The sequence below is a fragment of the Stutzerimonas kirkiae genome, assembly GCF_004327335.1.
GTDB lineage: Bacteria > Pseudomonadota > Gammaproteobacteria > Pseudomonadales > Pseudomonadaceae > Stutzerimonas > Stutzerimonas kirkiae.
This window is the reverse complement of record NZ_QJUO01000002.1, coordinates 226,280-247,855: the sequence shown is the minus strand read 5'-3', so window position 1 is coordinate 247,855 and position 21,576 is coordinate 226,280. Positions and strand designations below refer to the sequence as shown.

17 protein-coding genes, 1 tRNA gene and 1 pseudogene are annotated in these 21,576 nt (G+C 60.4%); 12 read left to right on the top strand and 7 right to left on the bottom strand.

The window, feature by feature from the left end:
- The first annotated feature begins 130 nt into the window (after positions 1-130).
- From gacA to DNJ95_RS02710, 5 genes and pseudogenes are all read left to right on the top strand, one after another.
- Entirely contained in the window at positions 131-775 is a 645-nt protein-coding gene (gene gacA / locus DNJ95_RS02730; RefSeq protein WP_131183176.1) for a response regulator transcription factor GacA, read from the top strand.
- A gap of 13 nt (positions 776-788) precedes the next feature.
- Positions 789-2,609, top strand: a complete 1,821-nt coding sequence (gene uvrC, locus DNJ95_RS02725) for an excinuclease ABC subunit UvrC (protein ID WP_131183175.1) — start codon at positions 789-791, stop codon at positions 2,607-2,609.
- Positions 2,610-2,642: 33 nt separating this feature from the next.
- Positions 2,643-3,200, top strand: a complete 558-nt coding sequence (pgsA, locus tag DNJ95_RS02720; protein ID WP_131183174.1) for a CDP-diacylglycerol--glycerol-3-phosphate 3-phosphatidyltransferase — start codon at positions 2,643-2,645, stop codon at positions 3,198-3,200.
- A 67-nt stretch (positions 3,201-3,267) separates the two neighbouring features.
- Positions 3,268-3,343 (top strand) — tRNA-Gly (locus tag DNJ95_RS02715).
- A 227-nt stretch (positions 3,344-3,570) separates the two neighbouring features.
- Positions 3,571-4,909, top strand: a pseudogene (locus DNJ95_RS02710) (tyrosine-type recombinase/integrase); the annotation flags it as partial.
- A gap of 90 nt (positions 4,910-4,999) precedes the next feature.
- Here the strand turns inward: DNJ95_RS02710 and DNJ95_RS02705 are convergent.
- The 4 genes from DNJ95_RS02705 to DNJ95_RS02690 all read right to left on the bottom strand — a co-directional run bounded on the left by DNJ95_RS02705 (position 5,000) and on the right by DNJ95_RS02690 (position 9,567).
- Positions 5,000-5,200 (bottom strand): hypothetical protein, encoded by a 201-nt coding sequence (locus DNJ95_RS02705; RefSeq protein WP_131183173.1) that lies wholly within the window; start codon positions 5,198-5,200, stop codon positions 5,000-5,002.
- A gap of 79 nt (positions 5,201-5,279) precedes the next feature.
- Positions 5,280-5,678, bottom strand: coding sequence for a TonB-dependent receptor (locus DNJ95_RS19645; RefSeq protein WP_131183172.1), 399 nt, complete (start codon positions 5,676-5,678; stop codon positions 5,280-5,282).
- A 146-nt stretch (positions 5,679-5,824) separates the two neighbouring features.
- The gene (locus DNJ95_RS02695; protein WP_131183171.1) at positions 5,825-8,200 is read right to left on the bottom strand and encodes a TonB-dependent receptor domain-containing protein; all 2,376 of its coding nucleotides are present in this window, start codon (positions 8,198-8,200) and stop codon (positions 5,825-5,827) included.
- 353 nt (positions 8,201-8,553) lie between these two features.
- Positions 8,554-9,567, bottom strand: coding sequence for a helix-turn-helix transcriptional regulator (locus DNJ95_RS02690; protein WP_165491546.1), 1,014 nt, complete (start codon positions 9,565-9,567; stop codon positions 8,554-8,556).
- Between the two features lie 319 nt (positions 9,568-9,886).
- Between DNJ95_RS02690 and DNJ95_RS02685 the strand changes: the two genes are divergently transcribed.
- From DNJ95_RS02685 to DNJ95_RS02675, 3 genes are read left to right on the top strand one after another with little or no spacing between them, the layout of a single operon-like run.
- Positions 9,887-10,300 carry an MFS transporter gene (locus DNJ95_RS02685; RefSeq protein WP_131183169.1) on the top strand — a complete coding sequence of 138 codons (414 nt, stop codon included), beginning with the start codon at positions 9,887-9,889 and terminating at the stop codon, positions 10,298-10,300.
- Between the two features lie 8 nt (positions 10,301-10,308).
- Entirely contained in the window at positions 10,309-11,511 is a 1,203-nt protein-coding gene (locus DNJ95_RS02680; RefSeq protein WP_207388725.1) for an efflux RND transporter periplasmic adaptor subunit, read from the top strand.
- A gap of 59 nt (positions 11,512-11,570) precedes the next feature.
- The gene (locus DNJ95_RS02675; protein ID WP_131183167.1) at positions 11,571-12,116 is read left to right on the top strand and encodes a hypothetical protein; all 546 of its coding nucleotides are present in this window, start codon (positions 11,571-11,573) and stop codon (positions 12,114-12,116) included.
- Between the two features lie 238 nt (positions 12,117-12,354).
- Here DNJ95_RS02675 and DNJ95_RS02670 read toward each other — a convergent pair whose 3' ends face one another.
- Positions 12,355-12,954: a nitroreductase family protein gene (locus DNJ95_RS02670; RefSeq protein ID WP_131183166.1), complete on the bottom strand. Its 600-nt coding sequence runs from the start codon at positions 12,952-12,954 to the stop codon at positions 12,355-12,357.
- Positions 12,955-13,765: 811 nt separating this feature from the next.
- On the opposite strand from DNJ95_RS02670, the gene DNJ95_RS02665 reads away from it, so the two are divergent.
- Together DNJ95_RS02665 and DNJ95_RS02660 are read left to right on the top strand one after the other, a co-directional pair.
- A complete protein-coding gene (locus DNJ95_RS02665; RefSeq protein ID WP_131183165.1) occupies positions 13,766-16,732 on the top strand; it encodes an MHYT domain-containing protein in 2,967 nt (988 codons plus the stop codon).
- Positions 16,729-17,733: a response regulator gene (locus tag DNJ95_RS02660; protein ID WP_131183164.1), complete on the top strand. Its 1,005-nt coding sequence runs from the start codon at positions 16,729-16,731 to the stop codon at positions 17,731-17,733. The genes DNJ95_RS02665 and DNJ95_RS02660 overlap by 4 nt, the downstream gene beginning before the upstream one ends.
- A gap of 549 nt (positions 17,734-18,282) precedes the next feature.
- On the opposite strand, the gene DNJ95_RS02655 is transcribed toward DNJ95_RS02660, so the two are convergent.
- Positions 18,283-19,212, bottom strand: a complete 930-nt coding sequence (locus DNJ95_RS02655; protein WP_131183163.1) for a LysR family transcriptional regulator — start codon at positions 19,210-19,212, stop codon at positions 18,283-18,285.
- Positions 19,213-19,346: 134 nt separating this feature from the next.
- Between DNJ95_RS02655 and DNJ95_RS02650 the strand changes: the two genes are divergently transcribed.
- The gene (locus tag DNJ95_RS02650) at positions 19,347-20,048 is read left to right on the top strand and encodes a pirin family protein (protein WP_131183162.1); all 702 of its coding nucleotides are present in this window, start codon (positions 19,347-19,349) and stop codon (positions 20,046-20,048) included.
- Between the two features lie 108 nt (positions 20,049-20,156).
- Here DNJ95_RS02650 and DNJ95_RS02645 read toward each other — a convergent pair whose 3' ends face one another.
- Positions 20,157-20,609, bottom strand: a complete 453-nt coding sequence (locus DNJ95_RS02645) for a winged helix-turn-helix transcriptional regulator (protein ID WP_131183161.1) — start codon at positions 20,607-20,609, stop codon at positions 20,157-20,159.
- A gap of 97 nt (positions 20,610-20,706) precedes the next feature.
- On the opposite strand from DNJ95_RS02645, the gene DNJ95_RS02640 reads away from it, so the two are divergent.
- Positions 20,707-21,561, top strand: coding sequence for an SDR family oxidoreductase (locus DNJ95_RS02640; protein ID WP_131183160.1), 855 nt, complete (start codon positions 20,707-20,709; stop codon positions 21,559-21,561).
- Positions 21,562-21,576: the final 15 nt, after the last annotated feature.

Here is a 21,576-nt window from a genome sequence, read left to right as displayed (position 1 = left end):
TCCCCGGTATTCCGCAAACCGCAGAAGCGGGCTTTGCCTGTCTTCGTCTCAGCCTGGCGCTCTACTACAGTCTGCCAGGCTGAGGTTGCCAGCTCTGTCCAGATTCAATTGCGCACAACGAGGTATCAGCTTGATTAGGGTGCTGGTGGTCGATGACCACGATCTGGTACGTACAGGGATTTCCCGTATGCTGGCCGATATCGAGGGCCTTCAGGTAGCCGGGCAGGCCGACTCCGGCGAGGAAGCGCTGAGGAAGACCCGCGAACTCAAGCCCGATGTGGTGCTGATGGATGTCAAGATGCCCGGCATCGGTGGCCTGGAAGCCACGCGCAAGCTGACGCGCAGCCATCCCGACCTCAAGGTGATCGCGGTCACCGTCTGCGAGGAGGATCCCTTTCCGACCCGCCTGTTGCAGGCCGGCGCGGCGGGTTATCTGAGCAAGGGCGCGGCGCTCGACGAGATGGTCCAGGCGATCCGCAAGGTGTTCGCCGGGCAGCGCTACATCAGCCCGCAGATCGCCCAGCAGCTGGCGCTCAAACCCTTCCAGTCGTCGGTCGATGGCTCGCCCTTCGACCTGCTGTCCGAGCGGGAAATGCAGATTGCGCTGATGATCGCCAACTGCCAGAAGGTCCAGGCCATTTCGGACAAGCTCTGCCTGTCGCCAAAGACCGTCAACACCTATCGCTACCGTATCTACGAGAAGCTTGCCATCTCCAGCGACGTGGAACTGGCCCTGCTCGCCGTGCGCCACGGAATGGTCGACGCCATCAATTGATGAACGGCTTCCGATGAACGGCTTCGACCCCTCCGCCTTCCTGGCCGCCTGCAGCAGCCGGCCAGGCGTCTACCGCATGTTCGACAGCGACGGCGGCCTGCTGTACGTCGGCAAGGCGAAGAACCTCAGGAAGCGCCTGTCCAGTTATTTCCGCAAGAGTGGCCAGGCGCCGAAGACCGCGGCACTGGTGGCGAAGATCGCCCAGGTGGAAACCACCATCACCTCGAACGAAACCGAGGCCCTGCTGCTGGAGCAGACGCAGATCAAGCAGTGGCGGCCGCCGTACAATATCCTGCTGCGCGACGACAAATCCTACCCTTACGTCCTGCTGTCCAGCGGCGAGTTCCCGCGCCTGGGGATTCATCGCGGGGCGAAGAAGGAAAGCGGCCGTTACTTCGGCCCCTATCCGAGCGCGGTGGCCATACGGGAGAGCCTGAGCCTGTTGCAGAAGACTTTCCTGGTTCGCCAGTGCGAGGACAGCTACTTTCGCAACCGTACCCGGCCTTGCCTGCAATACCAGATCAAGCGCTGCAAGGCGCCTTGCGTGGGGCTGGTATCGGCCGAGGAGTATGCGCAGGATGTCCGCCATTCGAGCATGTTCCTCGAGGGGCGCAGCAATGCCCTGGCCGAGGAACTGTCGCGGGCCATGGAACAGGCGGCGATGGCGCTGGATTTCGAACAGGCGGCGCAGTTGCGTGACCAGATCGCGCTGTTGCGACGGGTGCAGGACCAGCAAAGCATGGAAGGCGGGCATGGCAATGTGGATGTCGTCGCCGCGGTGGCCAGTCCGGGCGGCGCCTGCGTGCACTTGATCAGCGTGCGCGCCGGGCGGGTGCTCGGCGGCAAGAACTTCTTTCCCAAGGTGGCGATCGAGGAGCGCGCCGAGGATGTCCTGCAGGCATTCCTCGAACAGTATTACCTGAGCGCGCAGGAGCGCGATCTGCCCTCGGAGCTGATCGTCAATGCCGTGCACGAGGACTTCGCCACCCTGGTCGATGCCATGGCCCAGTTGCACGGCGTGGAGATCGGTATCTCGCAACGTGTACGCGGTACGCGAGCGCGCTGGCAGCAACTGGCGCTGACCAACGCCGAGCAGGCCCTGGCGGCGCGGCTGGCGAATCGTCAGCATGTGGCGGCGCGTTTCGAGGCGCTGGCCGAGGCCCTGGGGCTGGATGTGCCGCCAGCGCGGCTGGAGTGCTTCGATATCAGCCATTCCAGTGGCGAGGCGACAGTGGCCTCCTGCGTGGTATTCGGGCCACAGGGGCCGATCAAGTCCGATTATCGCCGTTACAACATCGACGGGGTCGCTGCCGGGGATGACTATGCGGCCATGCGCCAGGCCCTGACCCGGCGCTTGCGCAAGGCTGGCGAGGGCGAAGGCAAGCTGCCGGATATCCTGCTGGTCGACGGTGGCAAGGGGCAACTGAACATGGCCCGCGAGGTCATAGAGGAACTGGGTGTGCAGGGCCTGGTGTTGCTGGGCGTGGCCAAGGGCGTGACGCGCAAGCCTGGACTTGAAACACTTTATCTGAATGATATCGCCCATGAGTTCACCCTTCCGGGCAATTCGCCGGCCTTGCACCTGATCCAGCAGATCCGCGACGAGTCGCACCGCTTCGCCATCACCGGGCACCGGGCACGGCGCGGCAAGGCACGGCGCACTTCGTCACTCGAGGATGTGCCAGGCATCGGCCCCAAGCGGCGGCGCGAGTTGCTCAAGCATTTCGGTGGGCTCCAGGAATTGTCCAGGGCCAGCAGCGATGAAATCGCCAAGGCGCCGGGTATCAGTAAAAAGCTTGCCGAGTTGATTTATGCAACGCTGCACAGTGAGTAGAATCCCCAGCAAATTTACAGATCAGTGGTATCCATGAATATTCCCAACATCCTCACCGTACTTCGGGTACTGCTGATTCCGATCTTCGTCCTGTTGTTCTACCTGCCGTTCGGCTGGAGTTACCTGGCGGCGAGCGCGGTCTTCACCGTGGCCGCCATCACCGACTGGCTGGATGGCTACCTGGCGCGACGCCTGCAGCAGAGCACGCCGTTCGGTGCCTTCCTCGACCCGGTCGCCGACAAGCTGATGGTCGCGGTCGCTCTGGTATTGCTGGTGGAGGAGCATGCCAACCTGTGGCTGACCCTGCCGGCGGTGATCATCATCGGGCGCGAGATCGTCGTGTCGGCCTTGCGCGAATGGATGGCCGAACTGGGCGCCAGGGCGCATGTGGCAGTTTCCAACCTGGGCAAATGGAAGACCACCGCGCAGATGGTGGCGCTGGTGATCCTGCTGGCCAACCCGCCGGCCATGACGATCTGGGTCGGTATGGGTTACGCATTGCTGCTGGTGGCGGCGGCCCTGACGATCTGGTCCATGCTGCACTATCTGTTGGCCGCCTGGCCGCACCTGAATCCCGAGGAGCAGGAATAAAACTTTTTTAATCAAGGGGTTGACGACGTTCAAAGAATCTATAGAATGGCGCCCGTCACCAAGACAAGCGGGAATAGCTCAGTTGGTAGAGCACGACCTTGCCAAGGTCGGGGTCGCGAGTTCGAGTCTCGTTTCCCGCTCCATTTTAGGTTCTGTAGACGTCTACCGAAGTCTGCAATCCATTGAAAAAGGGCCTTTTGGCCCTTTTTCCGTTCCAGCGAAGTCCACTGGAATCCACCCACATCCGGGGCTTTTTAGTCCATTTTTTAGTCCATAAATCCGAGTGTGCACGGTTCCGCATTCTCGCTGTGCCGAAGCGGTAGACAGGTCAAGGATCTAGCCCTAACTCTTAACGTTAGGAGCTCGAACTATGGCACTTTCAGACATGGCCGTTCGCCAAGTCAGGGCGACAGGCAAGGCCTACACGCTTGGCGACATAGATGGCCTCTCCTTGGCCGAGACCGACATGGGCGGTCGGTCTGGCACTTCCGCTACTGCTGGGCTGGCAAGCAAAATCGCATGTCCCTGGGCACCTACCCGGAAGTTGGCCTGCGCAAGGCCCGGGCCTTACGCGATCAGGCGCGCGCCCTGCTGGCCAAAGGCGTCAACCCCAAGCTCGACCGCAAGCATAAGCGGCAGGCCGTGCGCCTGGCCGACGTGCACACGTTCAAGGCCGTGTTCCTTCAATGGGTTGAGCATCGAAAGCTGGAACTCAAGGAGGGCCGCAACAGCACCCTGTCGCAGATCCTGCGCATCTTCGAGCGGGATGTGTTGCCAACCCTGGGCAAGCTATCCATCTACGATGTTCGCCGTACCGACCTGCTGGACGTGGTCTCCAAGATCGAACAGCGCAAGGCATTCACCTCCGCGGAGAAGGTGCGCACCTGGTTCAACCAGTTGTTCCGCTTCGCGCTGGTGAAGGTCGAGCGACTGGATATCAACCCGGCATCCGACCTGGATGTGGTCGCCGTTCCGCCGCCGCCCGTCGCTCACAATCCCTTCCTGCGTCTGCCTGAACTGCCCGAACTCTTGCAGAAGGTGCGCCGCTACCGTGGTTCTGTCACGATACAGCTCGGCATCCGCCTGCTGCTGACGGGGGGGCGTGCCGGCGAACTGCGGCTGGCCACCCCGGATCAGTTCGATCTTGAGCAAGGGTTGTGGATCATCCCGCCGGAAGTGGTCAAGCAGTTGCAGAACGACATGCGCAAGAAAAACAAGCGCCCCCAGGACATTCCACCCTACATAGTGCCGTTGTCTGTGCAGGCGATTGAGATCGTCCGCTACCTGCTCGAAGAAGTGAAGCCGGCCCAGCGGCATCTGCTCTCCCGTCGCAGCGACCTGAAAAAGCGTATCAGCGAGAACACCCTGAACGGTGCCCCCAAGCGCATGGGCTACCAGGATCTACTGACGGGCCATGGCATTCGCGCCACGATTTCTACGGCACTTAACGAGGTGGGCTATCCCAAAGCCTGGGTAGATGCCCAGCTTTCGCACAGCGACCCCGATCAAGTGAGCGCAGCCTACAACCATGCGCTGTACACGTGGAGCCTCGGCGCAAGATGATGCAGGACTGGGCTGACAGGCTCGACTTGCTGGAGCAAAACGAAGTGGTCGCGGCCAGCGCACACCTGACTATCCGTACCGACGGTGTACCGGTGTTGGAGGAAAGCAATGCGGCGTCGGAGGGTCAGGGCGCGCAGGCTGCGGCCTGATTTCATGCCCGAATCCAACTCCAGAAGCCAGTACACGATGCACACCTGTGCGCATCGCAGGAACACGCTTGTTTTCAGGCCCCAAGCCTACTTCAACGTGCTCAAGAGGCCCACACGACGCCGCGATGAGGCGATTTTGTTGCCAGTCTGGTAGATATCTGTGCCTGTGTGATAGCCACCATTCACATCGAGAACCGACCCGATGTAAGCAGGGTTGCCGCCGCCAACATTGATGCCGGTGTTGTCGTAGATGCCTTTCCAGGTATTTATATTGCTTTGCAAAGGCATGAGTCTTCTCCTTCACGTTGTGTCGGTCGCCACTCCAACAGGTTAAAACTTCATCCACTATGGATGAAGTGGCGAAAACTCAGAATCGGTATTCCATATTGGCTCTGGCAGTACGGCCAGGGTAGAAGTTGTATCCCAGTGATGTGGGAATGGCGTCCATTTTGTTCGTTAAGTTCGCCAGATAAATTCCCACCTTGAGTGGGTCGCTAATCTGATAGTTGGCGAACAAATCAAATTTCATGACGTTGGGAAAAAGATTGGCTGTTAGGAACCCATCTTGATCTGGTATAGAGTTGGAAGATAGATTGCTAGGGTGATTCGGGTTCGACTTATTGGTTTGATAGTCTTGGTTGTACCAATAGGCAGCACGTTGCTTGCCTCGATAGTGTAGGGTTCCGCCCAGTTCCAGCCTGCCTTGGTAGGGCGTCAAGGCGGCAGTCAAGCTACTGCTGATAGGGTCGATCAGGCTGGTTTCCATCCAGTTCCAGCCGGAATAGCAAAGACGTTGCCCTTTTCCAATATTGGTATAAATGATATTTCCCTGAGCATCAGTGGTCCTTTGATAACCTTGACCACTGGGTGATTGCCAACTGCACATTTTGTTGTCATGGCGTAGCGGCAGAGTCAGGTTGGCGCGGACGTAAACATGGGTTGCTGGTAAGCTAAATTCAGTTCAAAACCCTGGCGGACCACAGATTCCAGATTGTTGACACTGGCAACATAACCATAGGAGGTCAATTGTGTGGCTGAAGTCGACTCGTTGGCTCTCAACTGAGGGCCATAACCAATATAATTTTGAATTCGATTGCGATAAAAGCCCACGCCTACACTTAGCGCATCTTGATCCATAAGCAAGGCTTTGTGCTGGTAATTTATGCCAAGATTGAGTGCTAGATTCTTTTCTGGCTTCAAATCAGAATTTGGGGTAAATCCCTGCCGCATCCATGCACCGTTAATATACATTTCATTGCTGGTGGGGGCTCGTTCACTATAGCCAATACTGGCGTAAGTTGTTAATCCTGTGTCAGGTTTGGTGTATTGCAAGGCAAAATGGGCCTGTTTCAAGTTGAAACGTTTTTTCTCATCATGAGTATCCGTCCAGCGCGTTCCTCCACCAAACTCCGCAAATTGTTGTTTTTCCAGCTCTGCAGATTGTGAGATAGCATCAAGAAATGGAACACCTTCACCCAATAGCTTTTCGAACCAATACATTTGATTAAGTTGCGTGCCAGCTTTTAAGACATTTCCGACTTCATAACGCAAGTCGTATGTGTCCATCACTAGGCGTTGTAACCCGACGCCCGCACTAGCCTGCCAAGGGCTTTCACCTTCAGTGCTCAAGGCCAGCGAAAGTCCTGTAGTGTTTGTACGTGAATCCGGATCCCATTTTTGACCATTGTATTGGATGCCGTCTTTTTCCCAAAGCCATCGGCCATACCACTCGTCCTCACCTAAGCTGTCGACGGTTTTATTCCTGCGTGCAAACTCCAAGCCAGCGTCAAGTCTCAATGCCCCTAGTGCGCCAGAATTAAAATGACTGGAATTGCCTAGTTTCAATCCGAAGGACTTATTCTCAACGAAGTAACGCATATTTTCGCCTGCAGCAACGCTGCCGGGTTGAGCAACCCAACGCTGCCTACGATCCTGGTTTTCGTGGAATAGTTGTACTTCGGGATTGATCAGGTCAGAGAAGAAACCTTTGTATTTCAGACTGACCACGTGGCTATCCAGCTCTGCAGCAACTGACCACGGCTGGCCGCCCCAAACAGCACCGTTATCCGTACCAGGCATCACTGCATGGTTATCAGGTGTCTGCATCCAAATTGATGGCTGCTGGTCAGTTTCATACTTGGCGTGATTGACCGTAGCAAACAACTCAAGGCTTTGGTTATAGTCATCATTGAAAAAGTGACGAACCCGCAGCATCTGGGCATCTGCAGTGCGCTGCGTACCTTTCAATTCACCAGATTTTGCGGCTTGCTTTAAGGCATCCAGTTTTTGAGGGGACAGTTGACAATTACTAAACCCATCTCGGCTTCCCCCTGCTGGCCCAAGTATTCCAAGGTAACGACAGTTTTCTTTTGTTTGAGCACTGCCGATAAGATCATTTTCACCATCATAAAAACTCAGATTATTGGCGTGAAAGTTCTTCAACATATCGCCTTTGTTGAAGTTGCTGCCAACGTGGTAGGCATCGTTGCTGCTATCGGAGGCTCCCACCATGACATCCCAGCGTTCATTTCGTCCGCCAAGAAAGAATGAGCCGGAAGGTTTCTCACCATTGCGGTATTTGCTGAATCCAGTCTGGCCGCGAACCATACCGCCAAAGCTTTTTCCCGGCAGTAGAATGTCATCCAGATCCATGTACTTGAAATCGACCGCGCCACCGAGACTGCCCAGTGTGCCTGTGCTAGTGCTGACGCCACGCGTTACATCAATAGAACTGAGCAGCCCAGGATCAACAAAAATGGAGCCTGTTTGACCGATATCCTTGGTAAAGGAATGGAAATTCTGAGTCACACCTTCTAATGATTGCGACACACGGCCATGTCCAGCAATTCCTTGGACTTTGACGGAAGTTTCCGGCGCCGAATAAAGGTTGTTTGCCGACACACCCGAAATCTGGTCGAGCAAATCCGTTATATGGCTGGCTTTGCGCCGCTCGATATCCTCCTTGCTAGCCCCTGCGGTATAGCCGATCTTCTTCTCTTCTTCTGCCGCAGTGGCGGTCACCGTAAGCGTATCCAGGGTATGCACTGTGTCGTCACCTGGGGGTGTGCTGTCGGTTTGTGTACCGTTCTGTTCTTCCTGTTCAAGAGAGGAGAGGCGGGCTTCTTCGGCCAGAGCGTGCGGCCCAGCCAATACCAAGGCAATGGCCAGGCAGATCTGGCGGGGCTGCATACGCAGGCTTTCCGGCCCAGCCTGACTGATTCCCGGCAGTTGGCGTTGATGGGAAATTGGTTTGCCTTCGGGCTCCCCCGGTCTTACTCTCTCGAACATTCGAATTCTTCCAAAACGTAATCTAAAGTATAAAGAGACCTATTCAGATAATTGGGCAAATAGTTCCCCGCCTGACTGTGTATTACCCCTCCCTGCGGCAAAGTGCGGCCTCGTCCGCAACGATGTGGTTGCAGGACGCTAGGGTGATGCGTGGGGTTAAAAAGGGATTCTGTGGGTAACAGTCCAATACTCACTCAGCGCAATCTTTACGAATAACTGTCAAGTCGGCTAACAGTTTTCAGGAAAAATTTGACTTTTCGAGGATTTTTTTTCAGCGCAGCAGAGCGAAAGCGGAGGAGGCGGCTGTAGAGGCACACGGCCGGCCGCGTCAGGGAGGTGGCCGCAGGGGCGGGTCAACGTTGCAGTGTTTGTCCGGAGCCACCGACGAGGGGAGATTGCAGTATCGGGCTGAGGCCCAGGGCGCACTGTTTGGGGGAGATGCCGGTGTGGCTGCGGAACACGCGGCTGAAGTGGCTGAGGTGGCCGAAGCCGACCGTTGCGGCTGTTTCCGTGACGCTGGTGCCGCGGCGCAACAGGTTGATGGCCGCCTCGATGCGGATGCGCGTCAGGCAGACATGAACTGAATGGCCGTATAGCGCGTGGAAGCCCGATTGCAGGCGCTTTTCGTTGAGGCCGACTGTTCGTGCAAGGGAGTGCACGCTCCAGTCCTGATCGAAGCTGTTCTCCAGCAAGGCGCGAGCTTCGATCAGGCGTTTCCGATCGGCGGGTACGGGTAGCTCGTCCCGCTGCTGCTCCAGGTTTTCGCGCAGGAAGCAGGCGATGGCTTCGAAAGCCTTGGCCCGCAAGAATAGATCCCGGGAAAGGCAGGGGCCGGGACGGTTGCAGTTGAAGCCGAGCAGGTCGCAGGCCACGCGCTGCAGGGAACTGGAGGCGGGCATGACACCCAGGAAGGCGTCAATGTGCGGCTGGTCGCCGGCAGCGGTGCCGATGCGTCTGCGCAGGTCATTCATCTGCAGGCCGGTCAGGCTGGCCATCGCTGTTTGCTCAAGGTGGATGCTGAGCATGCGAAAGGCGCCTTCGGATTTGCCGTCGAGCACGTCCCACCCGGAGGTGTGTTGGCCGGTGGCCATCAGGATGGTGGAGCCGGCCCGGGTGTCGAGCACGGCACCATCATCGAAGGCCGCCTGCATGCGACCTTCGAGAAGAATGTTCACGCTGAAGGCGGGCGGCCCTTCTGCCCGGAACGCCCATTTGCTGCCGGGGCGGCCGTTGATGCAGTTGATGCATAGCCCTTCGCACGGCTGATACATGTGTACGGCGTGCCGCCAGTCCTGGTGCACGCCCTCCAGCCGGTCGTTCTGAAGCTGGCTTGGATCAAGTGCCGGCTGGCCGGATGTTGTTTCCATGCTCCCCGCCATTAATTTTTTCCCTAAACATCAAATTTTTTCCGTAAATCGTTAGCGTCCTCTTTAGTAATGATACTCAATATTAGTATTAATATAAGCCACAATTGTTGCGTACTGAACAAAATTAATACTGCCAATTGTGGTTCACAGGCAAGAAACGCAATGAAAAGGCCCTCACCCGGCCGTGGACTCTCATCATTATGTCGATATCTTCGCTGGCCTTGCCGCGCCTGAGTGCGCGACAGGTCTTGCCCGCCATTGCGGGTATCTATGTCAGCCAGACGGTCATCACTGCGCTGACTACCCAGGCGCGCCTTCGTTGTTGCGCGATGCAGGCGCGTCGTTGCAGGTAGCCGGGCTGACCGCCTTACTTTGGGTGCTCTGGGGGCTGCGCTTTCTGTGGGCGCCGGCCGTGGAGCGTTTGCGCCTGCCCGCCGGCCGACTGGCGCGGCGTTCGCGCCCCCTGGTGCTGGCGGGGCAATGGCTGATCGCGACTGTCCTGCTGGCTTTGGGGCTGGCAGCGTTGAATGGGCAGCTTTCTCTGGCCGACCATGCCGATTGGATCCTGGGCGGGTTGTTGCTTGCGGCGCTGGTCGCGGCAACGACCGATGTGGCCAGCGACGGCTTTGCCGTGGATCAATTGGCGAGCCCACAGCGCGGCTGGGGTAACGTGGCGCAAGTGGGCGGCAGTTATGTCGGCGCGATGTTGGGCGCGGGCGGTTTTTTGCGCTGATAGGCGCAGTGGCCTATGGCCTGCTGCATAGCGGTGCCGAGACAGCGGATTCAACCGCCGCCCAGTGGCTGCCCGCGCAACCTCAGCCGTTGGAAAACCAGCTTGGCCTGGTCGGACGTATCGAGGCCGCTACCCGGCAAACCCTCTCGGCACCGTTCGAGGGTGTCGTCCAGCAGGTGGCCGTGACCGAAGGTCAGCGTGTCGAGCGTGGCCAGCACCTGCTGACCCTCGACACCAGGCAACTGGATATCCAGTTGCGCCAGGCGCGAGCCGAACTGCTCAAGGCCAGGCGGACCGTTCAGGAGATGCGGGACTGGGCGCATGGAGTAGATGTTGCTCGCGCACGCCGTGCAGTCACTAATGCCGAATTCACCGTCAACAATACCGAGAGCGAACTGGCCGATAGCCGACGTTTGTTTGAGCGCGGCATCGTTGCCCGTATGGAGGTCGAATCGCTGGAGCAGCAATTTCGTCTGCAACGGCTGGAACTGACTGCCTCGCAGGCTGAACTGCGTGCAGCTCAAGCCAGGGGGCCGGGGGACAACCGCCAGATCGCCGATATGGAGCTGGCCAATGCCCAGGCATGCTACGACAGCTTGGACGCCTTGCTGGCCCAGCGGGAGTTGCGTGCTCCCTTTGCCGGTATTGTCCTGCGCCCGCAGAAAAGCGATGGTCCTGGTGCGGCGGTAGCCGTTCATCAAGGCCAGCCTGTGTCTCAGGGGGCTCCACTGCTCGAACTGGCCAGCCTGGAGCGAATCAATGCCACGGCCAGGATCGAGGAAGTCGACCTTCACCAACTCAGCGAAGGAATGGATGTTCAAGTGACCGGCGACGGATTCGATGGCCTGACCCTGCGTGGCCGCGTGTTGAGCATTGGTGCCCAGGCCATCGTTGCCGATGTGTATGGAGATGGCAGCGCTTATGAGGTCATCGTTGCCATCGATCCACTGGCGCCAGAACAGCAGCAGAGCGTGCGCTTGGGTATGAGTGCAAGATTGGCCGTGGTGACCTACCGGGCGGAGAGTGGCCTTGCCGTTCCTGCCGAGGCCTTGCAGCAAGGCCAGAACGGCAGCACCTATGTCGTCCATAGAAAGGCACTTAACCAGCCGTCACGCAAAGTTACTGTCACGCCCGGACGTGCAGTGCCGCAGGGCGTCAAGGTATCCGGGTTGGAGCCGGGGTTCGTGGAGCTACCCAAGACAGGGAGATGATGGCCAGTCCTGACAGGCTCAAGGTCGAGGTAGGGGCGTTTTGACCAGAAAACAAGCACTTGAAGCGGCGTCGGCGTTATGAGAAAGCACTTGCCAAGTTCGTTCAGGTCGTACGCAACCCAGCCCATCAAACAGAGGGGGGTCGTAAAAAATATCTTTTAAATCAATTAAGTACGCGGAAATCAGTAGTCTCGTTTCCCACTCCGGTTTGTGAATTGCAGGCTTCGCCTGATCTCTGCGATTCCTTGAAAAAGGGCCTTGGGGTTCTTTTTTCGTTCCAGCGAAGTCCACTGGAATCCACCTGCATCCAGGGCTTTCCGGTCCACTTCCTGTCGGCTGGGCTGATCGGGCTACCCGGCGCGCTCAAGGCGCGCTTGCCCGGCCATCTCGATAGCCTGGGGCCACAAAGGCAGGCGCTGACGCTGGATACGGTCGGTAGCGACAGCTTCAAGGACGACAGCAAGCCGCTGCGCATCATCTCCGCGCTGGCCTCCTTCTCCATCATTCATGTACAGGCACGCCAGCCCTTGGCGCTCTGCCGTGCCTGTCTCATCCAAGCATATCGACCTTTGCACGCCCGCGACTCGGCATGCTTGCCGGCCTAGACCACCTGTTCGCCGTCGATAACCCGTATCTGTCCGGCAGCCATTTCAACTGCCAGGTAGCGTTCACCGCTACGACTTCACGGTCAGGGCGGTGTCAGCGCAGAAGCCGCTCATGGGGGCGTGTTTGTTCGTTCAGGCTGGGGCGAGGGAATGGAACGGTTGCCGCAGCCTGTCGATGGGCGATCTGGCGGAGAGGGCGAAGCCTTCTTGCCCGTGCGGGCAGGAAGGCCTGGCGGGTTCAGGCGAAGACGCGGAAGCGCTGGGTATCGTCGATGAAGGATTTTTCGCCGAAGGCGCCTTCGTTGGAGCCGAAGGGCATCTGTGCCCGCAGTTTCCAGGAGGCGGGCAGGTTCCACTCTGCGGCGACGGCAGCGTCGGGCAGCGGGTTGTAGTGTTGCAGGCTGGCACCGATTCCGGCATTGGCCAGTGCGCTCCAGACGGCGAACTGGGCGATGCCGCTGGCCTGCTCGGACCAGATCGGGAAGTTTTCCGCGTAGCTCGGGAATTGCTGCTGGAGACCTGCGACGACTTCCTGGTCTTCATAGAACAGTACCGTGCCTGCGCCGGCGGCAAAGCTGTCGATCTTGGCTTCGGTGGCGGCGAAAGCGTCGGCTGGGACGATCTTGCGCAGCTCGTCTTTGACGAAGCCCCAGAACTTGTCGCTCTGGCTGGCATAGAGAATCACGGCGCGCGAGCTTTGGGAGTTGAACGAAGAAGGGGAGAGCTTGATCGCTTCCTGAATCAGCGCTGTAACGTCTTCCTGTGGCAGTGGCAGGTTCTTGCCCAGTGCATATTGGCTGCGACGGGTCTTGAGGGTATCGAGGAAGCTATTGCTCATGCTGGTGGCTCCTGTGGGAATTCACGCGATGCCTTCCGCCCAGGCTCCTGGGCGGGGCTGGTCGGGTGCCATGATAAAGGCAGTGGATCGCGTCAAAAATAGAAAGAAAGGAATAGCATGATTTCCTTTTTGCGTGCATCAACGTTCGAGGGAACGTAGGTCATGCATGCGAATTGGCCAGCCATCATGCCCGGGCATCCTTTCTCTCGGGCTAGGGTCTGTTGATGTTTCGCTTTAACTCATTGATTTGGATGGAAATATATTTCCAATCCAGCCCTCGAACGGGCTTCTTCGAGGCACAAGCGGCCTTCGGCCTTCGATTAAAAGTGCTGATGGCTGAACGCTGGACGAAAGCGCTGGCGCCGTGTGCCGGTCGTTCAGCCTCCAGTGCTTTTCGGCTGTCCGCTTGTGCCTCTATCCGGCCATCCATGCCGAAACGTCAACAGCCCCTAGGCCGTTAGGGTCTTCGCGGCGGTTTTTCATGACGACAGGTTTGTGCTGATGGCGCCGGCTCCGTGCGTGGCGGTGTATCCGAGAATTCGAAGTGAAAATTCAGTCATGAATTATCGAGCGTGGCCGAAAACTTCTACGTCTGGTGGAGTGCTGGGGTATTGACGGCGGTTTTTTGAATGGTGGCATATAGCCTTTACCGGGGCCGCCCCGCCCATTACCCTTGGACGACCGCGGGTGGCTGGTGTTACTGCCAGGGTGCAGGCGCGGGAAGGGAACCCGCGCCGTTTTCCCCATATTGGACAACCCTGTTTGCCCGGTCCGCTGACCGGGATACGTTGCACGGCCTTGGAGTCGAACGATGGCGGTATTTGAACATTTTTTCATCGATGCGGTGTCTGCCGGTGGGCATCACCTGGCAGTGCACGGCAGCTACCATCCGGGCCTGGTGGCTTTGTCGCTGATCGTCTCGATCTTTTCCGCGACCATGGCCCTGCATACCGGCAAGCTCGCGCTGCGGGCCAACAACCGCCTGCATCGGAATGTCGCCGTCAGCACTGGCTCGTTCGCCCTGGGTGGCGGTATCTGGGCCATGCATTTCATCGGCATGCTGTCCTTCGAGCTACCGACCCATGTCGATTACCAGACGGCCCTGACACTGCTGTCGATCCTGCCGGCCTGGGGCGCTTCCTGGCTGGCGCTGCACATGCTTTCGCGCCAGGAAATCAGCCGCCTGCAACTGGCGACCAGCGGCGCGTTGATAGGCCTCGGCATCGGCGCCATGCACTACAGCGGCATGGCCGCGATGCACACGCCGCTGCAGATGCGCTACGAGCCGCTGACCTTCTTCTTCTCCATCGTGGTGGCGATCGTCCTGGCGACCGTTTCCCTCTGGGTACGTTACCGGCTGCGGCAGACCCGACTCTCCGGCCTGCAACGGCTGCTCATCAGTGGTGTGGTGATGGGGCTGGCCATCGCCGGAATGCACTACATAGGCATGACCGCCGTGCGCTTCAGTGGCCAGGCGGGGACGGCGGAAGTCGCTATCGCGTTCAACCCGGTGTTCGTCTCCATCGCGCTGTCCACCTTCACGGTCACGGTGACCGTGCTGGTATCGGCGCTCAATGGCCTGGTGCGTTCCCGCGATCTGTACCGGCAGGTGGAAGAAAGCCAGTCGCGCCTGCACGCCATACTCGATACGGCGGTGGATGTCATCATCACCATCGACAGCCGGGGACTGATCCAGAGCGCCAACCGCTCGGTGGAGCGTATGTTCGGCTGGACTCCCGAGGAACTGGTAGGGCGCAATGTCAGTATGTTGATGCCGGAGCCCGACCGTTCCCAGCACGATGGCTACTTGCACAATTACCAGTCTTCCGGTGTGGCGAAGATCATCGGCACCGGGCGCGAAGTCACGGCGCAGCGCAGGGATGGCAGCCTGATGCCGATGCGCCTGGCGGTGGGCCGGGTCGATCTTGCCGACGAGTTGCTGTTCGTCGGCTTCATCACCGATATCACCGATCGCCATGCGCTGGAGGCTTCGCTGCGGGAAACCGCCGAGCGCGCCGAGCAGGCGGCCGCCGCCAAGGGTTTCTTCCTGGCCAACATGAGCCATGAGATACGCACGCCGATGAATGCCGTCATCGGTTTTACCGAACTGCTGCTGCAGGGCGAGTTGAACCCCACCCAGCGCAGCCACTTGAACACCGTGCGCCAGTCGGCACGTTCGCTGCTTGGCCTGCTCAACGATATTCTCGACAGCACTCGCCTGGAGAAGGGCGGCATGATGCTGGAAACCATAGATTTCTCGCTGCGCGAGCTGGCCTGGCAGATTGCCGCTTCCCTGCGCCTGGGCGCCCAGGCGAAGAACCTGGACCTGACGGTGGATTATCCGCAGGACATGAACGAGTTCTTCCAGGGCGATCCGCTGCGTATCCAGCAGATCCTGACCAACCTGCTGGGCAATGCGATCAAGTTCACCGAACACGGTCGTGTCGAGTTGATCTTCCGTGAAGACGACGGCCAGGTGCATATCCAGGTCTGCGACACCGGCATCGGCATGAGCCAGGAGCAGATCTCCTCCATCTTCACTCCGTTCACCCAGGCCGATGCCTCGATCAGCCGTCGCTTTGGCGGGACGGGCCTGGGCACCACCATAGCCCGGCAATTGATCGAACTGATGGACGGGAGCATCGAGATCGAGAGCCGGCCTGGCGAAGGCAGCATTTTCCATGTGCGCCTGCCATTGCCGACGGGCGATCGACCAACGCTTGCGCCAGCCGATGATGGCTCCCGCGCCTTGCCTCAACTGACTGTGCTGGTGGCCGATGATGTGCCGCAGAATCTGGAGTTGGTCAGGCTGATGCTGGAGAAGGGCGGGCATCGGGTACATACGGTCGGGGATGGCAACGAGGCGCTGAAAACTTACATGGCCGAGCGCTTCGACCTGATCCTGATGGACGTGCACATGCCGGTTAGCGATGGCCTGCAAACCACGCGGCGCATCCGCCAGTTCGAACGGGAGCGCAACCGCCACCCGACACCGATCATCGCCCTGACCGCCAGCGTCATGAGCGAGGACCGCAGTGCCGCGCGCAATGCCGGTATGAATGGTTTCGCGGTCAAGCCGCTGGATGAAAGCCGGCTGATGGCGGAAGTTGCCCGGGTGCTGGCGGGCGGCAGCCTGCACACTGTGGAAACGCTCGCCGGGGGAGCGTCCGCCGGGCCCGAAGCCGTGACCTTGATCGATTGGACGACGGGTATTTCCCTGTGGGGCTCCCAGGCGCGCCTGGTCAAGTCGCTGCGCGCCTTTCTTGGCGAGGTCGGCGAGCGCTATCCCCTGCCCGAGCCGAGGCAGGCGAATGTCAATTGGCTGCAGACGCTGTTCAGCCTGCACAGCATTCGTGGCGCCGCGGGCAACCTGGCGTTGCCGGGGGTGGCCGCCCTGGCCGGTGAGCTGGAGCGCCAGGTCAAGGCGGACGGGCATGAGGGCGTGCTGGCGGAAATCGCCCGCCTGCGCGATATGCTGGGTGCGGTCGCGCAGGAACTGCGGGCCTACTCTGTCCAGGAGGAAGTGCCTGCCAATGATGCCGGTACCGCGGCGCTCGGCAGTGAAGCCCTGCTGGCACAGTTGCATGAATTGCTGGCCTGTCTGGCCCGTAATGAATTGAATCCACAGGTGCTGGAGGCGGTCTGCGATGCCCTGGGACAGGACGGCGAGGCATTACGCAGTGCCGTCGATGCATTCGAGTTCCAGCAGGCGCATACGTTGCTGGAGAGGGTAATTGTCGCCCGTACAGATACAGAGGGGAGCCGGGAGCTGGTATGAATGCATATGTGGATTCCCGGCGGCTTCTGCTGCTGGTGGATGACGAACCGACCAACCTGCAGGTGCTGTTTCACACACTCAAGGAACAATACCGCCTGCTGATCGCCAAGGACGGTGCCAAGGCGCTGGAGTTGGCGCGTGGCGAGCAGCCCGACCTTATCCTGCTCGATGTGATGATGCCGGGCATGGATGGCTACGAGGTCTGCCAGCGCATCAAGGGCGACCCGCTGACTTCGAATATCCCGGTAATCTTCGTCACTGCGCTGGCGCAGGCTGCCGACGAGGAGTACGGGCTGGAGCTGGGGGCGGTGGACTACATCAGCAAGCCGTTCAACCCTGGCATCGTCAAGGCGCGAGTGCGTACCCACCTGTCGCTGGTACAGGCCGACATGTTGCGCCAGACCCGCCTGCAGATCGTCCAGCGTCTGTGCGCCGCCGCCGAGTTCAAGGATAACGAAACCAGCCAGCACACCATTCGCGTCGGCCAGTTCTCCAGGGCTCTGGCCCTGGCCGTTGGCTATGGCGAAGCCGCGGCGGAAGACCTGCTGCACTCCGCGCCAATGCACGATGTGGGCAAGATCGGTATTCCCGATGCGATCCTCTGCAAGCCGGGCAAGTTGACGGCCGAGGAGTGGGACATCATGCGCGGGCATACGCATATCGGGGCGCGCATCATCGGCGAACATGCTGGCGGCCTGTTGCAGCAGGCGGCGGTCATCGCCCTGAACCACCACGAGAAATGGGACGGTAGCGGCTACCCCGCCGGCCTGACCGGAGAGGCGATCCCCCATGTGGCGCGTATCGTCGCCATCGTCGATGTGTTCGATGCCCTGACCAGCAGCCGTCCCTACAAGCGTGCCTGGCCGGTCGAGGAGGCCCTGGCGTTCATTCGCGAGCAGAGTGGGGCGCACTTCGATCCTGAGCTGGTCGAGGCGTTCTTCGGTTGCTTGCCGCAGATACAGCATATTCGCCAGTGCTGGGCCGATTCCGACGCCTTGTAGGACTCTCCTTTGCGTCTTCGCCGCCTCGTTGCGGGCGGATTGGCGATCAGGTCTGCGGTTGGCCGTACACCGCTGTCGGTGCCCGTGTCGTCGCGAACCCGGCCAGCCCCGCCGAAACACGCATGAACCCGTCGTGCATATGGATAAGGGGGCGCTCTTCGTCGGCGTCCCTGCCGCCGAAGGTTTCGTAGCGGGGTTGGCCGGGCTCGTGGCGAATGCCGTGGCAACTATGGAAGGAGCCGTCGGTGCGGTGCCTGAATTATTCGCAGGGCTGGATTGGCAATAGTGTGTCTGGCTTCAGGATCGTAGAGCGCGAGCTCGGGCTCATCGTCCCTGTGCGAATGCCTGGTGGCGGGACGGGGCACGCGTGAATACCTCCCTGTAGCTCTTCGCCGCCATTCCTGGCGGCGAAGGCCCCGTCCCGCTACCAGGCATCCGCACAGCCACTAGTGGTGGTGCCTGTGGGAAAGAGCCGGTCGCACTGTCCCGCCTGCAAGTAGGGAATACGCCTGCCCGGGGGCGGAAGAGCGCTTCTACGGGGGACTTGCGCTATGCCCGGGTACCTACGGGCTGCGCCCAGGGGGCGTTGGCGAAGCGCTCGGCCAGGTAGTCGATCAGTGCCTGTACCCGCGCTGGCCTGCCACGGCCTGGCGGGGTGACGATGTGCAGGGCGACCGGCTCCACCTGCCAGTCGTCCATCACGGTTTCCAGCCTGCCCTCCTGCAAGTCCTGCCAGACCAGGAACTCCGGCTGCAGGGCCAGCCCCATGCCCGCCAGCAATGCCGGGGCCAGCGCCTCGGCATTGTTCGCCCGCAGCGGCGATGGCAGTGCCTGGGCGAACTCGCCGTGGCGGGCATGGCGGAAGCGCCAGACGTTGCCGCCGCGCGCATAGCTGTAGTGCAGGGCCTGGTGCTGCGCCAGGTCGCGGGGGTGGCCTGGCCGGCCATGGCGCTGGAAATACGCCGGTGCGCCAACCAGCAGGATGCGCACGGCGCACAGGCGCCGGGCCAGCAGGCTGGAGTCGGCCAGTGCCGAGATGCGTAGCGCCATATCGAAGCCCTGCGCCACCAGCTCGACCAGTTCGTCGCTGAGCTGGATATCCAGCAGTATGTCCGGGTGTCGCTGCATGAATGCCGGCAGTAGCGGCGCCAGGTGCGAGATGCTGAACGACATGGGCGCGGCGACCCGGATCAGGCCGCTCAGGCTGCGCGACTGTTCGGTGACTTCCGCCTCGACCGCCTCGCCCTCGGCGAGAATGCGCAGGGCACGTTCCAGTGCCGCCTGCCCGCTCTCCGTCAGCGACATGCGCCGCGAGGTGCGGTGCAGCAGGGTGCTTTTCATCCGTTCCTCCAGGCGCGTTATAGCCTTGGACACGGTGCCCTGCGACAGCCCGCATTCGGCGGCGGCGCGGGCGAAGGAGCCGCTTTCGGCGACCCTGGCGAAAATCGCCCAGGCTTCGAGATCGGGAAGTCGTTTCATGGAGGTCGTGGCACCGGAGAGTGGAAGGGATGGTGTCGTTTATGGAAATCATGTTATTCCATCAATTCCATTCTCTCCATGAAAATGTCCGCCTATAGTGGGGCCATCTCAACCAATGCCCTGTGGAGGTCATCATGATCGAACGTCGCCCCTTCGACAGTCTGGGTGGTGCCAACCATGGTTGGCTGGATGCCAGACACCACTTCTCTTTTTCCGAATACCACGACCCGGCGCGCGTCCACTGGGGAGCGTTGCGCGTCTGGAACGACGATGCGATCGAGCCGGGTACCGGCTTTGCGCCGCACCCCCATGCGGATATGGAAATCATCACTTATATTCGCGAAGGGGCCATCAGCCACCAGGATAGCCTGGGCAACCAGGGGCGTACCGAGGCGGGGGATGTGCAGGTGATGAGTGCCGGTTCGGGCATCCGCCACTCCGAGTACAACCTGGAGCCGGGCGTGACGCGGCTGTTCCAGATCTGGATTTTCCCCGACCAGCGGGGTGGCCAGCCGTCCTGGGGCACCAAGCCGTTCCCCAGGGGTGAACGCTCCGGGCAGTTCGTGGCCCTGGCCAGCGGCATCGAGGAGGATGTGGATGCACTGCCGATCCGGGCCAGGGCACGGGTACTGGGGGCTACGCTGAAAGCCGGGGAAACCGTGGAGTACCGCCTGGAGGCTGGGCATCACGCCTATCTGGTACCGGCCAGCGGCCAGGTCGAGATAAACGGTATTGCCTTGCAGACCCGCGACGGCGCTGCCATCAAGGATGAGCATAACCTGCGCGTGACGGCCCATGAGGATGCCGAACTGGTGCTGGTGGATACCGCTCGCTGATTGGCAAAAACCATCCGTTCCCAGGCTCCGGCAAGAGCGCTGGAGGCTGACGGCCTGACGAAAAGCGGGAACCGGCCAGTGTTCCGTCCAGCCTCCATGTCGGCCTTATCATGATATCGCCGCAAGCCCGCCTTGTTCCGGCGGGCTTTCCGTCGTGTGCCGTTGCTGCCGCATGATCTCGGGCAGGCTGAGTTCGATCCAGTCCGCCAGTTCCTTCACTCGTTCCGCAGCCTGCCGCCCCAGGGGCGTCAGGCTGTATTCCACATGTGGCGGCACCACCTTGTAGGCCTTGCGTTCGAGCATGCCATCGTTTTCCAGCCATTGCAGGGTCTGGGCCAGCATGCGCTCGCTGACGCCGCCGATCCCGCGCCGCAGGCCACTGAAGCGCTGCGTGCCTGCCAGCAGGGTAATCAGGACCAGCACGCCCCAGCGGCTGGTGAGGTGCTTGAGTACCTCGCGTGAAGGGCAGGCGGCAGCCATCAGGTCGCCACGCTGGAGTTTCCCGGACAGCGTCTCGGGGGGTGGGATGGCGGGGTCTTGTCGCTGTCCTGAGGTGCTCATCCAGACTTACCTTTCTGTGCGTACTTACTAAAAGTAATCATGGATTATATAGTCGCGTGGTCTTCAGATATCAAATCCACTTCCGAGGAAACAGATCATGACTATCGCCGTCACCGGAGCCACCGGCCAGCTTGGCCGTATCGTCATCGAGAAACTCAAGCAGAAGGTCGCCGCCAGCGAGATCGTGGCGCTGGTGCGCAACCCCGGCAAGGCGCAGGGCCTCGGGGTCAATGCGCGGCAAGCCGATTACAGCCGCCCCGAAACACTGGAAACCGCCTTGCAGGGGATCGCTACCCTGCTGTTGATTTCATCGAGCGAGGTCGGGCAGCGGATCGCCCAGCATGGCAACGTGATCGAGGCGGCGAAAAAGGCGGGGGTCGGGCATATCGTCTATACCAGCATCCTGCACGCCGACAGCAGCCCGTTGAGCCTGGGCATCGAGCATCGCCAGACCGAGGCGTTGCTGCGCGCCAGTGGGCTCGCCTTCACGCTGTTGCGCAATGGCTGGTACACGGAGAACTACACCGGGTCGATCCCCGCGGCGCTGGCGGGCGGCGCCTTCATCGGCAGTGCCGGGGAAGGCCGCATCGCTTCCGCTACCCGTGAGGACTATGCCGAGGCGGCGGCCGTGGTGTTGACGGGGCCGGGGCACGTGGGCAAGACCTACGAACTGGCCGGCGACCAGGCCTGGACCCTGGCCGAACTGGCCCGCGAGGTCTCCCGGCAGGCTGGCCGCGAGATTCCCTACCGCAATCTGTCGGAGGCCGACTACCGGGCAGCGCTCGAACAGGCCGGGCTACCGAGTGGCCTGGCCGCCCTGCTGGCGGAGTCGGATGTCGGGGCTTCGCAGGGCGGTTTGTTCGATGATGGGCGGCAGTTGTCCGCGCTGATCGGCCGCCCGAGCACGCCACTGTCTGTTTCGGTGGCCAGGGCGCTGGAAAGCCTGAATTGAGCGTCCCTCCGACAA

Bases quoted from the DNA above. Each gene is read 5' to 3' on its own strand.
- uvrC (WP_131183175.1), top strand. From the start codon at position 789: ATGAACGGCTTCGACCCCTCCGCCTTCCTGGCCGCCTGCAGCAGCCGG.
- pgsA (WP_131183174.1), top strand. From the start codon at position 2,643: ATGAATATTCCCAACATCCTCACCGTACTTCGGGTACTGCTGATTCCG.
- DNJ95_RS02705 (WP_131183173.1), bottom strand. From the start codon at position 5,200: ATGCCTTTGCAAAGCAATATAAATACCTGGAAAGGCATCTACGACAAC.
- DNJ95_RS19645 (WP_131183172.1), bottom strand. From the start codon at position 5,678: ATGGAAACCAGCCTGATCGACCCTATCAGCAGTAGCTTGACTGCCGCC.
- DNJ95_RS02695 (WP_131183171.1), bottom strand. From the start codon at position 8,200: ATGTTCGAGAGAGTAAGACCGGGGGAGCCCGAAGGCAAACCAATTTCC.
- DNJ95_RS02690 (WP_165491546.1), bottom strand. From the start codon at position 9,567: ATGGAAACAACATCCGGCCAGCCGGCACTTGATCCAAGCCAGCTTCAG.
- DNJ95_RS02670 (WP_131183166.1), bottom strand. From the start codon at position 12,954: ATGAGCAATAGCTTCCTCGATACCCTCAAGACCCGTCGCAGCCAATAT.
- DNJ95_RS02665 (WP_131183165.1), top strand. From the start codon at position 13,766: ATGGCGGTATTTGAACATTTTTTCATCGATGCGGTGTCTGCCGGTGGG.
- DNJ95_RS02660 (WP_131183164.1), top strand. From the start codon at position 16,729: ATGAATGCATATGTGGATTCCCGGCGGCTTCTGCTGCTGGTGGATGAC.
- DNJ95_RS02655 (WP_131183163.1), bottom strand. From the start codon at position 19,212: ATGAAACGACTTCCCGATCTCGAAGCCTGGGCGATTTTCGCCAGGGTC.
- DNJ95_RS02650 (WP_131183162.1), top strand. From the start codon at position 19,347: ATGATCGAACGTCGCCCCTTCGACAGTCTGGGTGGTGCCAACCATGGT.
- DNJ95_RS02645 (WP_131183161.1), bottom strand. From the start codon at position 20,609: ATGAGCACCTCAGGACAGCGACAAGACCCCGCCATCCCACCCCCCGAG.
- DNJ95_RS02640 (WP_131183160.1), top strand. From the start codon at position 20,707: ATGACTATCGCCGTCACCGGAGCCACCGGCCAGCTTGGCCGTATCGTC.